The sequence below is a fragment of the Coprococcus sp. AM11-30B genome (genome assembly GCF_027674365.1).
Taxonomy (GTDB): Bacteria; Bacillota; Clostridia; order Lachnospirales; family Lachnospiraceae; genus Allocoprococcus; species Allocoprococcus comes.
Genome location: NZ_JAQDVB010000018.1, coordinates 71264 through 88431 on the forward strand (window position 1 = coordinate 71264; position 17168 = coordinate 88431).

The 17168-nt window shown below is 43.1% G+C and carries 17 protein-coding genes and 1 riboswitch; of the genes, 15 read left to right on the forward strand and 2 right to left on the reverse strand.

What is annotated here, in order from left to right:
• Window positions 1–74 precede the first annotated feature (74 nt).
• The gene (locus PGU50_RS12725) at window positions 75–734 is read right to left on the reverse strand and encodes a DUF2185 domain-containing protein (protein WP_270247126.1); all 660 of its coding nucleotides are present in this window, start codon (window positions 732–734) and stop codon (window positions 75–77) included.
• An 18-nt stretch (window positions 735–752) separates the two neighbouring features.
• Window positions 753–1214, reverse strand: a complete 462-nt coding sequence (locus PGU50_RS12730) for a GNAT family N-acetyltransferase (RefSeq protein ID WP_270247127.1) — start codon at window positions 1212–1214, stop codon at window positions 753–755.
• 655 nt (window positions 1215–1869) lie between these two features.
• Here PGU50_RS12730 and PGU50_RS12735 point away from each other — a divergent pair.
• The 15 genes from PGU50_RS12735 to PGU50_RS12805 all read left to right on the forward strand — a co-directional run.
• Window positions 1870–2265: a hypothetical protein gene (locus PGU50_RS12735; protein WP_055249050.1), complete on the forward strand. Its 396-nt coding sequence runs from the start codon at window positions 1870–1872 to the stop codon at window positions 2263–2265.
• A gap of 66 nt (window positions 2266–2331) precedes the next feature.
• Entirely contained in the window at window positions 2332–2832 is a 501-nt protein-coding gene (locus PGU50_RS12740) for a shikimate kinase (RefSeq protein WP_117835063.1), read from the forward strand.
• A 268-nt stretch (window positions 2833–3100) separates the two neighbouring features.
• A complete protein-coding gene (locus tag PGU50_RS12745; RefSeq protein WP_008370094.1) occupies window positions 3101–4393 on the forward strand; it encodes a UDP-N-acetylglucosamine 1-carboxyvinyltransferase in 1293 nt (430 codons plus the stop codon).
• A gap of 102 nt (window positions 4394–4495) precedes the next feature.
• Window positions 4496–4595, forward strand: a riboswitch (SAM riboswitch).
• Between the two features lie 139 nt (window positions 4596–4734).
• On the forward strand, window positions 4735–5922 hold the full coding sequence (gene metK, locus PGU50_RS12750) for a methionine adenosyltransferase (RefSeq protein WP_008370096.1): 1188 nt from the start codon (window positions 4735–4737) through the stop codon (window positions 5920–5922).
• 169 nt (window positions 5923–6091) lie between these two features.
• Entirely contained in the window at window positions 6092–7249 is a 1158-nt protein-coding gene (locus PGU50_RS12755; protein WP_055249057.1) for a sensor histidine kinase, read from the forward strand.
• Window positions 7242–7931 carry a response regulator transcription factor gene (locus tag PGU50_RS12760; protein WP_008370100.1) on the forward strand — a complete coding sequence of 230 codons (690 nt, stop codon included), beginning with the start codon at window positions 7242–7244 and terminating at the stop codon, window positions 7929–7931. The genes PGU50_RS12755 and PGU50_RS12760 overlap by 8 nt, the downstream gene beginning before the upstream one ends.
• Window positions 7932–7962: 31 nt before the next feature.
• Window positions 7963–8754, forward strand: a complete 792-nt coding sequence (locus PGU50_RS12765) for a TrmH family RNA methyltransferase (protein ID WP_117835057.1) — start codon at window positions 7963–7965, stop codon at window positions 8752–8754.
• Window positions 8755–8793: 39 nt separating this feature from the next.
• Window positions 8794–10842, forward strand: coding sequence for an ornithine carbamoyltransferase (gene argF / locus PGU50_RS18180; RefSeq protein WP_270247128.1), 2049 nt, complete (start codon window positions 8794–8796; stop codon window positions 10840–10842).
• Between the two features lie 5 nt (window positions 10843–10847).
• Window positions 10848–11828: a biotin--[acetyl-CoA-carboxylase] ligase gene (locus tag PGU50_RS12775; RefSeq protein WP_008370109.1), complete on the forward strand. Its 981-nt coding sequence runs from the start codon at window positions 10848–10850 to the stop codon at window positions 11826–11828.
• An 11-nt stretch (window positions 11829–11839) separates the two neighbouring features.
• Entirely contained in the window at window positions 11840–12178 is a 339-nt protein-coding gene (locus PGU50_RS12780) for a DUF6145 family protein (RefSeq protein ID WP_008370111.1), read from the forward strand.
• Window positions 12175–13143, forward strand: coding sequence for a tRNA dihydrouridine synthase DusB (gene dusB / locus PGU50_RS12785; protein WP_008370113.1), 969 nt, complete (start codon window positions 12175–12177; stop codon window positions 13141–13143). Before PGU50_RS12780 ends, dusB begins: the two co-directional genes overlap by 4 nt.
• A gap of 186 nt (window positions 13144–13329) precedes the next feature.
• Window positions 13330–13812, forward strand: coding sequence for a transcription elongation factor GreA (gene greA / locus PGU50_RS12790; RefSeq protein ID WP_117824107.1), 483 nt, complete (start codon window positions 13330–13332; stop codon window positions 13810–13812).
• A 33-nt stretch (window positions 13813–13845) separates the two neighbouring features.
• Window positions 13846–15789 (forward strand): lysine--tRNA ligase, encoded by a 1944-nt coding sequence (gene lysS / locus PGU50_RS12795; protein ID WP_270203722.1) that lies wholly within the window; start codon window positions 13846–13848, stop codon window positions 15787–15789.
• Between the two features lie 284 nt (window positions 15790–16073).
• The gene (locus tag PGU50_RS12800) at window positions 16074–16553 is read left to right on the forward strand and encodes an MGMT family protein (RefSeq protein ID WP_177586208.1); all 480 of its coding nucleotides are present in this window, start codon (window positions 16074–16076) and stop codon (window positions 16551–16553) included.
• Window positions 16554–16662: 109 nt separating this feature from the next.
• On the forward strand, window positions 16663–17168 hold a 506-nt coding region (locus tag PGU50_RS12805; RefSeq protein WP_270247129.1), incomplete at its 3' end, for a Type 1 glutamine amidotransferase-like domain-containing protein.

Genomic DNA, 17168 nt, shown 5'->3' on the forward strand with positions numbered 1-17168 from the left:
CTTCCACACGCCTGTGCATTGGCAGACGAGGATGTTGTGGTGAAGTGGAAAAAACAGAGTTTATCTTTACTTATTTATTGCTTTTGGATGAACATAGGCTTAAATTCATGATCTTTTTCAAAATGGGACTCATCTACACGTATGAAAGCAGATCCGATTTTGGCATGAAGATAAGGGATAATATCGCTGTCGTAATTGCAGATGGTGTTGAGTGCAAAGACATGATGATTATCCGGATTGTCCATATATTCGTCATCTTCATTACCAGCCATGAATCTCCAGCCACTGTCCGGATTCCCTTCTGTTGGCTCTTCGCGGAGCATGTAGCCGACTTTGTAGCCTTCTTTTGTGATCTTATCGGAAACGATACAACCTTCCCCATTCGGCTCGTCCCATTCGATCAGATTTTCAATCGGGATTTCGATAAATCCCTGTTCTTTTTCTGCCATTTTTTTCCAGTATTCTTTTAATATAAGAAGCAATGCTTTTGCATTTTCTGTTTCTGTGGCAGAATTGTATTCCTTCATCTCACTGAAGGTTCCGGATTCACTGACGATTCCAAGAAGCCATTTTCCAAAGAAAGATTTCTTGAATTTAAAGATCATACATTTGATCCCATCCTCATCCTCAAAAGAAGCTGTATACTCAATCTTCGCCGGTTTCCGCCCCAGTTCAGTCGGATCAGCCAACCAGTTTTCAAGTTCCTCCATAGCATTCACAATTTCATTATTCATAACTTTGCACCTCACTACTTATAATAATTCCATGTTGATTGATTTTTCTGTAAAGCCATATTTTTTGTACATTTCATATGCAGCAACATTTTTAGCGTTTACCTGTAATTCAATGCCATCAAAATGTTTCTCTTTTTTTAAGTCCTTTAGCATTTCAAAAAAATGATGTCCGATACCCATACCTCTGTAATTTTCATCAACCGCCATTGTATCGATATAAATTACATCACGGGTAAGCATCGAAGGAAATTCAATATGCCGGTATGTAAGCTCCAGAATTCCAATAATCCTGTGCTCTGATTCGGCAACATAAAAAGCTTCTTTATCCAAAGCATCCTGAAAAGCATCTAAAGAGAAAAAATCCTTACTTTCTTTGTAAATATCAGGCCGCCAGTTCACATGCAAAGCCTGAACCTGATTCATGATATGAACCACACTGTCAAAATCACTGTTTTCCGCAGGTCTGATAATTATATCCATATATGTCCTCCTTCGTAAAGCATGAAAAAATATATACCTATAATTCAGTATACCATAAACCCAATTATTTCAATATAGAATATGTCCTTTTATAATTTAAAAGATTTGCTACTCATAGCAAATTATATGGTAATCAAAAAACTAGTAAAGTAATTTCCACACAACAAATATCATCTCTTCATAAAAACATTTTAATAAATAACCTTTTCATCAACAAATTTCAACCGCACATTTGCCAAGCCACAGGACAAACGTCCGCCTGGCGCCCGTCCTGAACAACACTCAACTTCGCGAGTAGAGTTCCGGGACACCCCTCCGTCTTGAAGCGCGCAGATTTTCGGGCAATCCTGTTTCCGGGGCATATGCAGGAACGTTACAGGGAGTTAGGGGAAGGAAGTGGCAAGAGGTGGACACCAGCCGTGCCTCCCGCACGACTGGTGAGGACAGCCTGAGCCGCGAAATCATCAGATTTCGGGGCGAATCTGTCCGGTGCCGCCACTTGCCGCTTCCTTCCCCGTTATCTCCCTGTTACATTCCGAATCCGCCCCGGAAACAGGATTGCCCGAAAATCGTCCCCCTTCCACACCCCCCAGGAACCCCACACCCCCATACCGCATACACTAAAGCATAGAAAAAAGAAATGGAAGTGTCAGACATGGACCTGAGATTGCCTTATTATATGATGTATCCGATTCCATACGCATTTGACGAAGACAAAATCCAGAAGCGCGACCGAGAATACCTGCAAAGTATGTATCCGGCAACAGCAAAAAAGATTTTTCCATATATACAGGAAGAATGCGACCGCCAGGAATATGAAGGAAGCATGATCTATGATGAGTACCCGGATAAGCTCCAGCTGTGCCTGATGTGTCGTAGGGCGTATGAACAGGTCATGAAACAGGAAAAATGGGAAAAAGAGACCTATACTCCGGAACAGATCCGGGAGATCGTAGAAATCCTGATGTACCAGGAATTGATGGAAAGAAGAGGAAAAGGCAGGCGGCAACAGGAAAAAACAGTTGCTTCATGCACAGGACTTGTGCTATAATATCGTCCGATATAAAAATGACAGCATCTGAAACACAGTTTCGGTAAGGAGTGGGCCAGGGTACATATGAAGAATATTATATTTATCGGAATGCCGGCAGTTGGAAAAAGTACCGTCGGAGTGGTAGTCGCAAAGCGGCTTGGATACGAGTTTATCGATACAGATCTGCTGATTCAGAAGCAGGAGAACAGACTTTTGCGGGAGATTATCGCAGAAGAAGGTCTGGACGGATTCTTAAGTATTGAGAATCAGGTCAATCGTGATGTGGAAGCGGAACATGCGGTGATTTCCCCGGGAGGAAGCGTAGTTTACTGTGAAGAAGCAATGAAGCATTACAAAGAGATCGGAACCATTGTTTATCTGCATGCGTCATTTGAGGTTATCAATTCCAGACTGAAGAATGCAAAGAAAAGGGGAGTTGCACTTCGGGACGGGCAGACGCTGAAGGATCTATATGACGAAAGAGTAGTATTATTTGAAAAATATGCAGATATTACTGTTTCAGAGGATGGACTGGAGCTGGAAGAAACCATTGAAAATGTAATGGAAATTTTGGAAAATCAATAAATTTTTTAAAGAAATTATTACAAAAGTTTTACGAAAATGAAGAAAGCAAGATAAATAATTTTGCAATGAATATAGAAATATGCTATACTGATATGTGATATAGAGGATTATTACAAAAAGCTTCATACAAATCCTGAGAGATCTGGAAAGAATAAAAAGTATGAGGTTTTTTATTCATGAAATAATAAAGAGTATGAATAGAGTGTTTGACAGAAGTATAGAACAGGATATATTTCAGAGGGAAAGAAATCGTTAATTGAGGTGCGAAATGGAACAGTATATTATTAAGGGTGGCAATCCGCTGGTCGGCGAAGTCGAGATCGGTGGAGCAAAGAATGCAGCACTGGCAATTCTGGCAGCTGCGATTATGACAGATGAGACAGTTACTATCGATAATCTTCCGGATGTCAACGATATCAACGTTCTGCTGGAAGCAATCAGTGGAATTGGTGCCGAGGTTGACCGTATTGACCGGCACACAGTCAGAATCAACGGAAGCAACATTGAAAATTTTGATATAGAATATGATTACATCAAGAAGATCCGTGCATCTTATTACTTGCTCGGAGCACTTCTTGGCAAGTATAAGAGAGCAGAAGTTGCTCTTCCGGGAGGATGCAATATCGGAAGCCGTCCGATCGACCAGCATCTGAAAGGTTTTCGTGCGCTTGGTGCTTATGTGGATATCGAGCATGGCAAGATTATCGCAGAAGCAGAGCGTCTGATCGGAAAGCACATTTATTTTGATGTGGTAAGCGTAGGAGCTACGATCAACGTTATGATGGCAGCATCGATGGCAGAAGGACTTACGATCCTTGAGAATGTGGCAAAAGAGCCTCATGTTGTCGATGTGGCAAACTTCCTGAATAGTATGGGAGCGAACATTCGTGGAGCAGGTACGGACGTGATCAAGATCCGCGGTGTATCCCGCCTTCATAAGACAGATTATTCTATCATTCCGGATCAGATCGAAGCCGGCACATTTATGTTTGCGGCAGCAGCAACCAGAGGTGATGTGACTGTTATGAATGTCATTCCGAAGCATCTGGAAGCTACGATTGCAAAGCTTGTTGAGATCGGATGTGAAGTAGAAGAATTTGATGATGCAGTGCGTGTTGTGTCTAAAGGAGATCTTCATAATACACAGGTGAAGACTCTTCCATATCCGGGATTCCCGACAGATATGCAGCCGCAGATCGGTGTTACACTTGCTCTTTGTAAAGGGACAAGCACGATTACAGAAAGTATTTTCGAGAATCGTTTCAAATATCTTTCAGAACTTGCAAGAATGGGTGCAAATGTCAAGGTTGAAGGCAATGCAGCGACTATCGAAGGCGTAGATAAATTCTCGGGAGCAAGGGTCAGTGCACCGGATCTTCGTGCAGGAGCAGCACTTGTGATTGCAGGAATGGCCGCAGATGGCATTACGATCGTAGATGACATCGTATATATCCAGAGGGGATACGAACGTTTTGAAGAGAAGCTCAGAAGTCTCGGCGCAGTGATCGAGAGAGTTTCTACAGAACGTGAGATCCAGAAATTCAAGTTAAAAGTAGGTTAAGACAGGAATTCCTGTTTTGATAGAACATATTTCCCAAAATGTATATTGACGGAAGCTATGGACAGTGTTATGATGTGTAGCGGTAACAATTAAATACGCTTTCTCTTATTCAGAGTGGTGGAGGTACAAAGGACCTGCGAAGCCACGGCAACCCCGGTAAGCCGGAAGGTGCCAACCTGAGCGAGCAATCGAACAATAAGAGGATTGATGATGAGATATCAGGTCAGTCCTTTGGGGCTGACCTTTAAATTTGCATAGACAGAAGAGAAATTCTGTTTGTCGATTTTCATTATTCCAGAGATAAGAGAGGCAGATACAAAGAAGAAAAGAAAGGAAAAAAGATGGAGAGATTATTATTTACTTCTGAATCAGTAACTGAAGGACATCCGGATAAGATGTGCGACCAGATTTCCGATGCGATCCTGGATGCACTTATGGAGCAGGATCCAATGAGCCGTGTAGCTTGCGAGACATGCGCGACTACAGGAATTGTTATGGTAATGGGAGAAATTACTACAAATGCATATGTAGATATTCAGAAAATCGTTCGTGATACTGTTCGTGAAATTGGTTATACAAGAGGAAAGTACGGATTTGATGCTGACACATGTGGCGTTCTGACAGCAATTGACGAACAGTCAAGCGATATTGCCATGGGTGTTGATAAAGCTCTTGAAGCAAAGGAACACAAGATGTCAGATGAAGAATTGGAAGCAATCGGTGCAGGAGACCAGGGAATGATGTTCGGATATGCATCTGATGAGACAGAAGAATATATGCCTTATCCGATCGCTCTTGCACACAAACTTGCAAGACGTCTTACAGAAGTAAGAAAGAACGGAACACTTCCATATCTTCGTCCGGATGGAAAAACACAGGTAACAGTAGAATATGATGAAAATGGAGTTCCGGCCCGCCTTGATGCAGTAGTACTTTCTACACAGCATGATCCGGATGTTTCACAGGAACAGATCCATGAAGACGTGAAAAAATACATTTTTGATGAAATCCTTCCGGCAGATATGGTAGATGAGAATACAAAATTCTTCATCAATCCGACCGGACGTTTTGTGATCGGTGGACCACATGGGGACAGCGGCCTTACCGGACGTAAGATCATCGTAGATACTTATGGGGGAATGGCGCGTCACGGCGGTGGAGCTTTCTCAGGAAAAGACTGTACAAAGGTAGACCGTTCAGCAGCTTATGCAGCACGTTATGTTGCTAAGAATATCGTAGCAGCAGGAATTGCCAAAAAATGCGAGATCCAGCTTTCTTATGCAATCGGTGTTGCACAGCCGACATCTGTCATGGTAGATACTTTCGGAACAGGAAAGATTGCAGATGATAAGCTTGTGGAAATCGTTCGAGAGAACTTTGACCTTCGTCCGGCTGGAATTATCAAGATGCTTGATCTGAGACGTCCGATCTACAAACAGACAGCAGCTTACGGACACTTTGGACGTAACGACCTGGATCTTCCATGGGAGAAGTTGGATAAAGTGGATACTTTGAAGAAATATCTTTAATAACAGGTTCTGAATTTGATCGTTTTAGAAAAAATTTAGAAAATTTTACGGGTGCTTTGATGTGAAGCACCCGTTTTTATGATATGCTATTAGTTATCAGGCAGACTTGCGTGAGCGCCATACGGACCTCATAACCGGGCGTGCACGATGAATGGAGGATGAATATAGCATGAAACTAAGGACGAAACTGGTGATTTCTTTTGTGACGATGATCATGATACCGACTATCCTGACAACGGCATTTATATTTGGAATTGCGCGTTATCAGATCGGAGTCATTGAGCATACTTATGGAATTACCGGTGAGGAATATAAAGATTTTGCAAAATCCATCAGAGTGCTGGGAGATATGCCGGAGATCCAGCAGTTTATTATAAGCGCATGTATCGCAGTAGTCCTGATTCTGGCATTTACAGCGATGATCATGATGGTGTGGATTTATGGAAGTATCATCAGTCCGATTCACAAGTTGCAGGAAGCAGCGCAGAACGTAGAAGAAGGCAATCTGAATTTTGAGATCAAGCCGGAAAAAGATGATGAGATGGGACGGCTGATGCAGGCATTTGAAAAGATGCGGATCCGTCTGAGAGATAATGCAGAGGAGAAGCTGAAGAGTGACCGGGAAAGCAAAGAACTGATCAGCAATATTTCCCATGACTTAAAGACGCCGATCACAGCGATCAAGGGCTATGTGGAAGGAATCCGTGACGGGGTTGCAGATACGCCGGAGAAGATGGAAAAATATATCGGAACCATTTATAATAAGGCGAATGAGATGGATACGCTGATCAACGAACTGACCTTATATGCGAAGATCGATACAAACCGGATCCCGTACAACTTTGCACCGCTTTCAGTCAACGATTATTTCAATGACTGTGCCGAAGATATTGAGATGGAGCTGGATTCAAAGAATGTAGAGTTTGGTTATTTCAATTATGTAGAGGGTGATCAGAAGATCATTGCAGATCCGGAACAGTTAAAGAGAGTGATCAACAACATTGTCAGCAATTCTTTGAAATACATGGAACGAGAGCACGGGCTGATCAATCTGCGGGTAAAAGACGTAGGTGATTTTATTCAGGTAGAGCTTGAGGATAACGGAAAAGGAATCGCAGCGAAAGATCTGCCGAATATATTTGACCGGTTCTACCGGACGGATGCTTCAAGGAATTCATCCAAGGGCGGAAGCGGAATCGGTCTTTCGATCGTGAAGAAGATCATTGAAGATCACGGTGGCAAAATCTGGGCGACCAGCCGGGAAGGTGTTGGCACAGTGATGTATTTTGTAATCAGAAAATATCAGGAGGTACCGATAAATGAGTAAGATTTTAATTGTAGAAGATGAAGAGAGTATTGCAGATCTGGAGAAAGATTATCTGGAGCTGAGTGGATTTGAAGTAGAGGTTGCAAATGATGGACAGACAGGGCTTGATAAGGCGCTTTTCGGTGATTTTGATCTGGTGATCCTGGATCTGATGCTTCCGGGCGTGGATGGCTTTGAGATTTGTCGTAAGGTTCGTGCGGAAAAGAATACACCGATCATCATGGTATCTGCGAAAAAAGATGATATCGACAAGATCAGAGGACTCGGACTTGGGGCTGATGACTATATGACCAAGCCGTTTAGTCCAAGCGAGCTGGTGGCAAGAGTAAAAGCACATCTGGCACGTTATGAGCGGCTGATCGGAAGTGCCGTGGAAGAGAATAAGGTGATCGAGATCCGTGGACTTAAGATTGATACCACTGCACGCCGAGTGTGGGTAAACGGAGTGGAGAAGAATTTTACAACAAAAGAGTTTGATCTTCTGACCTTCCTTGCCAGTCATCCGAACCATGTATATACCAAGGATGAACTTTTCAGCGAGATCTGGGATATGGAATCCATCGGAGATATCGCAACGGTAACTGTGCACATCAAGAAAATCCGTGAGAAAATTGAATATGATACCTCAAACCCACAGTATATTGAGACAATCTGGGGTGTGGGATATCGTTTCAAGATGTAATGAAAAAGAATAAAAGGAAAGAGATTACAGTATGATAACCAGTACAGGAAATGCCAGGGTAAAACAGCTTGTTACATGGCAGAAAAAGAGAAAGGCACGTGATGAAGAAGGCGTCTATATCGTAGAAGGGATCCGGATGTACCGGGAAGCTCCGCGTACGCAGGTGAGAGAGGTTTATGTATCGGAGCAGTTTTACAGCCGATATGGAGAAGAGCTGGGACTTTCGGCATGGGGAAGACAGCTGGAAATCCTGTCAGATCATGTATTTTCCCACGTGTCAGATACAAAGACACCACAGGGAATCCTGCTTGTGATGGAGCAGAGGAGCTGTGAGATATGTGAGATGCTGGATCTGGACGCACAGGGAAGGAAACCGCTTCTGATGGTGTTGGATAATCTGCAGGATCCGGGAAACCTGGGAACCATTCTCCGTGCGGGGGAAGCGGCAGGCGTAACCGGCGTGATCATGAGTCACGACTGTGTGGATATTTACAATCCCAAGGTGATCCGTTCAACGATGGGATCGGTTTACCGAATGCCGTTTGTGTATGTAGAGCATTTGCCAGAAACTCTGGAAGTACTTGCAGAAGCCGGGATTCATTCCTATGCGGCACATCTGAAAGGAAAGAACAGCTACGATCAGGAGGATTACACAAGAGGGACAGCATTTTTAATTGGAAATGAGGGTAACGGACTTCGGGATGAAGTGGCAGATGCAGCAGAGTGTTATATCAAGATTCCGATGTGTGGAGAGGTAGAATCACTGAATGCGGCGGTTGCATCTTCGGTTCTGATGTTCGAGGCGGCAAGACAGCGACGGTAGTGATGAGGGGAAATCAAGCGCAAAGGAGAGTGTGATTTGATGAAACCGATAATCGATTTAAATAAAGAATATGGATTGGTATTCGATGGAGGAGGAGCCAGAGGTGCGTATCAGATCGGTGCGTGGCGGGCTCTTTCGGAAGCTGGTGTGAAGATCAGTGCAGTAGCGGGTACTTCTGTGGGCGCCCTGAATGGCGCCCTTGTTTGTATGGGAGATCTGGAGAAAGCAGGACATATCTGGAAAGAGATGGCATTTTCCCGTGTTATGGATGTGGATGATGAGTTGATGGAACAGTTCTTTGATGGAGAGGCATCCATAAGAGAGATTTTGAAAGGTCTCTGGAAGAAGCTTGCAGATGGTGGAATTGATATTACACCGCTTAAGGAATTGATCCATGAGGTTGTAGACGAAGAAAAGATCAGGAAATGCGGAAAAGAATTCTGCCTTTTGACATTTTCTGTATCGGATATGAAGGAACTTGATCTGAGTATTGAAGATATACCGGAAGGTCTTCTGGAGGATTTTCTTCTTGCCAGCGCATATCTGCTTGGATTTAAAAATGAACCGCTGCACGGCAAGACATATATTGATGGTGGTGCGGTCAATAATGTGCCGACCGCGTCTCTTCTAAAAAGGGGATATAAGGATCTGATCCAGGTAAGGATCTTTGGTCCGGGAAGAGTGCCGAAGACGACGATTCCGGAAGACGGCTCTCTGCTGGAGATCGAACCGAGAGTAGGACTTGGCAGTATTCTCGAATTTTCGGCAAAGCGGAGCAGACAGAATTTGAAAATTGGCTATTATGATGCAAAAAGAGCGCTTTACGGGCTCACTGGATCGATTTACTATATTGAAGAAACACGAGAAGAGTGTTATTATGTAGAAATAATGAAGCTTTTGAGCGAACTTGAAAAGACGGAATATCGTTTCAAACTCAAGTTGCCGATCGGCTGTTCAGACAGAGAGTTGTTCTATGGAATGCTGGAGGCAAGTGCGAAGCTCATGAGAATTCCAAAATATAATATTTATACAGCAGATGAACTGTGGAATGAGACGAGCAGAAAGTACGAGACTCGTACAGATGAGGGAAAAGAAAAACTGCCGAAATTCGTCCATGCGATTGCAAAGCTGAGAAAGGACTACAAGATGAATTTAAAAGGAAGAAGTTTTTTGAAACTGGAAGATTATACACCGGCAGAGATTGAATATCTCGTTGACCTGGCAGGTGAATTAAAGGCAAAGAAAAAAGCAGGAATTAAAGGACACTGCCTGGAAGGGAAGAACATTGCCCTTATTTTCGAAAAGCCGTCTACAAGAACCAGATGTGCATTTACCGTAGGAGCACAGGATGAAGGTGGAATCCCGACATACCTTGCAGGTAATGAGATCCAGTTAGGTGATAAAGAGAGTATCGAAGATACAGCACGTGTACTTGGAAGAATGTTCGATGGAATCGAATTCCGTGGATTTGAACAAAGATACGCAGATGTACTTGCAGAGTACAGTGGAGTTCCGGTATGGAATGGTCTGACAGATACCACACATCCGACACAGTGTCTGGCTATGCTCCTTACCATGAAAGAAGAATTCGGACATCTGAAAGGTCTGAAGGTTGCATATCTTGGAGATGGACGTAACAACGTTGCGAACAGCCTTCTGGTAGGATGCGCCAAAATCGGAGTAGATGTAACAATCGTTGCACCGAAGGCCCTCTGGACTTCGGAATCCCTGTGGAAGAGATGTGACGAATATGCAAAAGAATCCGGAGCAACTATCGAGATCACCGATGACCTTGATGGTGTAAAGGGAGCAGATGTCATTTACACAGACGTATGGATTTCCATGGGCGAAGAAAAGAAAGAGCAGGAAAGAGAGCGTCTCGGAAAGCCATATCAGGTAAATGCAGCTCTGATGGAACGTACAGGAAAAGGTACTACAATCTTCTCACACTGCTTGCCGGCGATCAAAGAAAAAGAAGTTACCGAAGAAGTATTTGAAGGACCACAGTCAAGAGTATTTGATGAAGCTGAGAATCGTCTGCATACAATCAAGGCAGTTATGGTTGCAACTTTAGGAGAGAACGAATAATAAGCATGAAAGCGGAGATATTAAAGATGCTCCGGCAGAGCGATGGGTATCTGTCGGGGCAGCAGCTCTGTGACCACTTTCAGGTGTCCAGGACTGCTGTGTGGAAAGCAATCAATCAGTTAAAAGAAGAAGGCTATGAGATTGAAGCCGTGAGAAACAAAGGTTATCGCATTGTGGATATTCCGGATCGGATTACCGCGGATGCGATAAAAAGCTGTCTGGAGACAAAATGGATGGCGAAAAATCTGGAGTATTATGACGAGATCGATTCGACTAATAACCGGGCCAAAGCACTAGGCGAGGCCGGAGGTGCAGATGGAACTCTTTTTGTTGCAGAGACGCAGACGGCGGGAAAAGGAAGACGCGGCAGATGCTGGCAATCACCGGCGGGCAGCAGTATTTCCATGTCGATTCTGTTAAGACCTGTGATGAATCCGTCAGATGCACCGATGTTGACACTTGTCATGGCATATGCGGCAACGAAAGCTTTGCGTGAAAAGACCGAGTTGGATATAGGAATCAAATGGCCGAATGATCTGGTCGTGAGTGGAAAGAAGATCAGTGGGATACTGACGGAGATGAGCGCAGAGATCGATTACATCAATCATGTAGTGATCGGAATCGGAATCAATGTCAATATGGAGTCTTTTCCGGAAGATATCGCAAAGACAGCGACTTCACTGCGGATCGAAGCGGGCAAAGAATTTCGCAGGTTTGAACTGATCGCTGCGATTATGGAGCATTTTGAAAAAGCCTACGAAGCGGTCTGCGAGGCGGGAAGTCTGGAGCCGATCATGGAAGATTATAACCGTCTGCTGGTAAACTGTGGGCGTCGGGTGCGTGTACTGGAACCGGAACATGAATATGATGCACTGGCACTGGGGATTGACAAGACCGGGGAATTGCAGGTAGAATGTGAAGACGGCAGCAGAAAGTCTGTCTTTGCCGGAGAAGTTTCGGTACGTGGAATTTATGGGTATGTATAGAAGGAGAATTTATGTATCAGGATAAGATCGTATTATGCGGAGCCAACTCTTACGAAGAAAAATTTTATATGAATCCGGATTTTGATAATCTGCCACAGCACATCAAAGATGAATTGAAGATCATGTGTGTGCTGTATGTACATGATGTCGGGGGAATCCTTACACTTGTATTTGAGGAGAATGGGGAGCTGGAATTTGAAGTGACTTCTGCAGAGGGAGATCCGATGTTTGACGAGATCGGAAGCCGTCTGAAGATCAAGGAGATTCAGACAGACGAGAAGAAGCAGGAGCTTCTGACACAGCTTCAGCTTTATTACAAAGTATTTTTTCTGGGGGAAGAGATTGAATGATAAAGACACTGACGATAGGAAATGTAGAGCTTCCGAACCGTTATGTGCTGGCACCGATGGCAGGGGTAACAGACCTGCCATTTCGTCTGTTATGCAAGGAACAGGGAGCAGGGCTTCTGTGCATGGAAATGATCAGTGCAAAGGCGCTCCGGTATAAGAATAAGAATACCAAGGCGCTGCTTGCGATCGATCCAAGAGAATACCCGGTATCACTTCAGCTTTTTGGGGAAGATCCGGACATCATTTCCGAGCAGGCAAAGCGGATCGAAGAACTTCCATTTCAGATCCTGGATATCAATATGGGCTGTCCGGTTCCAAAGGTCGTGCGCAATGGAGAAGGTTCGGCGTTGATGAAGGATCCGAAGCGAATCTATGATATTGTATATAAGACAGCGAGAGCAATCAAGAAACCGGTGACGATAAAGATCCGCAAAGGATTTGACGATACCTGTATCAATGCACCGGAGATTGCGAAGGTTGCAGAAGAAGCAGGTGCAGCGGCAATCGCAGTACATGGAAGGACCAGAGAACAGTATTACTCCGGAAATGCAGACTGGGAGATTATCCGTAAGGTGAAAGAAGCAGTGAAGATTCCTGTAATCGGAAATGGGGATGTGACAAGCGGACAGAAGGCACTGGATATGTTTGAGCAGACCGGCTGTGATGGTGTGATGATCGGAAGAGGCTGCCAGGGAAATCCATGGATCTTCAGGGAATTACTGGCATATGAAGAGACCGGATCCATTCCGGAAAGACCGGGCACAGACCAGATCCGGGAAACAATGCTGCGTCATGCAAGACTGCAGATCGAGTTCAAGGGAGATTATATCGGAATCCGTGAAATGCGCAAGCATGTGGCATGGTATACCAAGGGAATGCAGGGTTCTGCGAAGCTCAGAGATGAGATCAATCAGGTGGAAAGTTATGAAGAACTGGAGAACCTTTTAATGGAAAAAATCGGATAGACATAAAACGTGTTCTTTCGCATGAGAGAATGCGTTTTTGCATATATTAAACCAGCAAAGAATTGTTGACACAGCTGCCGGAAATATGTATAATAATGAAATTGTGAAAGTAGCTTTAAATGCGGATAAAATCAGTATCTGCGGCTTGAATAGAAAATGATTTGTCGGTAAGTAAGGAGAATTATAATGGAAGCAAAGAAAACATTACTCACCTATACAGGACTTAAGAAACTGGAAGATGAGCTTGAAAATTTAAAAGTTGTGAAAAGAAAAGAAGTAGCAGGAAAGATCAAAGAAGCCAGAGAACAGGGAGACCTTTCAGAGAACGCTGAGTACGATGCAGCAAAGGACGAGCAGCGTGATATCGAGGCACGTATCGAAGAACTTGAGAAAATCCTCAAGAATGCAGAAGTTGTAGTAGAAGATGACGTGGATCTTGATACCATCAACATCGGATGTACAGTAGATGTATATGATAAAGAATTTGAAGAGGAAATCGTATTTCAGCTGGTAGGTTCTACAGAAGCAAACAGCCTGGCAGGTAAGATTTCCAATGAATCTCCGGTAGGAAAAGCCCTGATCGGTAAGAAAGTCGGAGACGTAGTAGCAGTTGAGACACAGGCAGGAGTTATTGAGTACGAAGTACTGAAGATCAATCGTTCAGTATAAGATGGTATACAGCAGAGAGAAGGAGTGAAAAAAGTGGCAACACAGCAGAACAATGGACAGGAACAGGATTTGAATCATTTAAGAAAGGTACGCCGTGAGAAACTTGCAGAACTGCAGGCAAACGGACAGAATCCTTTTGAGATCACAAAATATGACGTAACACATCACAGCCAGGAAGTGAAAGACAACTTTGATGAACTGGAAGGAAAACACGTTGTACTCGCAGGACGTATGATGTCCAAACGTGTGATGGGAAAAGCATCTTTCTGTAATGTGCAGGATTTACAGGGAAATATCCAGTCTTATGTAGCAAGAGACAGTATCGGAGAAGAAGAATATAAAGCATTCAAGAAGATGGATATCGGTGATATCGTAGGTCTTGAAGGAGAAGTATTCAAAACAAAGACAGGGGAGATTTCCATTCATGCATCTGCTGTAAAGCTTCTCTCAAAGAGCCTGCAGATCCTTCCGGAGAAGTTCCACGGACTGACAAATACAGATACCCGTTATCGTCAGAGATATGTGGATCTGATCATGAACCCGGAAGTAAAGGATACTTTTATTAAACGTTCCAAGATCCTTACCGCAATCCGTAAATATCTTGGAAATGAAGGCTTTATGGAAGTAGAGACTCCGATGCTTGTACAGAATGCCGGAGGAGCAGCTGCAAGACCGTTCGAGACACATTTCAATGCCCTGAACGAAGACCTGAAGCTCCGTATCTCTCTGGAACTTTATCTGAAGAGACTGATCGTTGGTGGTCTGGAAAGAGTATATGAGATTGGACGTGTATTCCGTAACGAAGGTCTTGATACAAGACATAACCCGGAATTCACTCTGATGGAACTTTACCAGGCATACACAGACTATCATGGCATGATGGATCTGACAGAGAACCTGTACCGTTTTGTTGCACAGGAAGTTCTTGGCACTACTCAGATTGTATATAAAGGAATCGAGATGGATCTCGGAAAGCCGTTCGAGCGTATCACAATGGTTGATGCTGTTAAGAAATATGCAGGTGTTGACTGGAACGAAGTAGAAACTCTTGAACAGGCAAGAGAACTTGCGAAAGCACACAATCTTGAATTTGAAGAAAGACATAAAAAAGGTGATATTCTGAATCTGTTCTTCGAAGAATATGTAGAAGAACATCTTCTTCAGCCGACATTCGTTATGGATCATCCGGTTGAGATTTCACCACTTACAAAGAAGAAACCGGAAAATCCGGACTATGTAGAACGTTTCGAGTTCTTCATGAACGGATGGGAAATGGCAAATGCATACTCAGAGCTGAATGACCCGATCGATCAGAGAGAACGTTTCAAAGCACAGGAAGAACTGCTTGCACAGGGTGATGATGAAGCCAACACAACAGATGAAGACTTCATGAACGCACTGGAAATTGGTATGCCGCCTACAGGTGGTATCGGATTCGGTATCGACCGTATGTGTATGCTGTTGACAGGGGCTGAGGCGATCAGAGATGTGCTGCTGTTCCCGACAATGAAGTCCTTAGATGGTGTAAATAAGAAAAATGATGTAAATAATACAGCTTCTGAAGCACCTGAAAAAAATGTAAAAACTGAGTCTGAAAAGATTGATTTCTCTAATGTGAAGATTGAGCCAATCTTTGAAGAAATGGTAGATTTCGATACATTCAGTAAGTCTGATTTCCGTGCAGTTAAGATTTTAGCTTGTGAAGCAGTACCGAAGTCAAAGAAGCTTTTGAAGTTTACATTAGATGACGGAGAACGCAAAGACCGTGTGATTTTAAGTGGTATTCACGAGTATTACGAGCCGGAAGAACTGGTTGGTAAGACAGCAATCGCTATCGTGAACCTGCCACCAAGAAAGATGATGGGAATTGATTCCGAGGGTATGCTGATTTCAGCAGTACACGAGGAAGATGGTCACGAGGGACTGAACCTTCTGATGGTAAATGACAGAATTCCGGCAGGTGCAAAGCTCTATTAAGATGATGTAAAGATGTACCGTTTTACCAAATAGACGGGACGTACTTCATTTGATAAAAAACTGGAAAAACAGCGATTTACATCAAAGTTACATCATTTGATGCAGAAATCGGTGCAAGTAAGAAAAAATCGCATAATTAGTACGATGAATGGGCAATTCCAAATCGGGATTGCCCATTTCCTAAAATGAATGGAAATACAAATCGGGAGTTGTCAAAAATATTCAAACAGTCTCATTGCATAGGGATTACAAATAGACTATCCTTAAAGTAGGAGGTGACAGAAATGGCGAACGAAGATAAAAAAGATTTTAACGCTATGTTGCATGACAATAAGGATATGCCAAAATTTCAGACAATTACGGACCAAAAGAGTATTGAAAAGTATGGTGGAAGCAGAATGTATTTTGCCCCGCCAATCTATTATGATAAGGCAATGAAAAGAATTCCTTATGGTAAAGTAATTACTGTTGGGAAGATACGAGAATACTTTGCCAAGTTAAATGGTGCTGATTTTACAGAGCCTATTACAGCAGGAATTTTTGTTTCTATTGCAGCGTGGGCAAGTTATCAGCGTACAGATGATGAAACACCTTATTGGAGAACATTGAAAGCTAATGGGGAACTCAATGAAAAATATCCAAACGGTATTGAAGCACAAAAGGAAAAATTAGAAGCGGAAGGACACACCATTGTACAAAAAGGTCGCAAAAATATACGCTATTATGTAAAAGATTATGAGAAGGTTCTTTTTGATTTGAAGTAGGCTTTGGAACAATAGATGGTTACGTTTATAAGGATTATTGGACAATTGATAGATAACTTCCTATTTGTTAAATTGGAAAATTAGAATTTATATATAAAGGAGAATATTGATGAAACTGTTTTTATGTTCGCACTTTTCAAGTGTAGGAAGTCTGATAAAGGAAGAAATTGAAAATAAAAAAGTCGCATTTATTCCAACAGCTTCGCTGCGTGAAGGCTACACCGGTTATGTCGGCTCGGCTCGAAAATTATTCAAAAAGTTGGGAGTAATCGTAACTGAAATTGATATTTCAACGGAGGCTTATTCAACGATACAGTCTGTTTTTGAAGATGCGGATGTGATATATTTTACCGGCGGAAATTCTTTTTTCCTTATAGACCAGCTCCGTAAAACGGGAACGGATGAGCTGTTGAAAAAAGAATTGGCAAAGGGAAAACTGATGATTGGTGAATCGGCAGGTGCGATTATATGCGCTCCAAGCATCCAATATATCGAGCAAATGGATGAAAAGCCGGAGGACTACTCACAAGAAGATGATGCAGGGCTTGATTTGATTGATTTCTATGTTCTTCCGCATTATCTTACAGCACCATTTAAGAAAGTTACCGAGAAAAT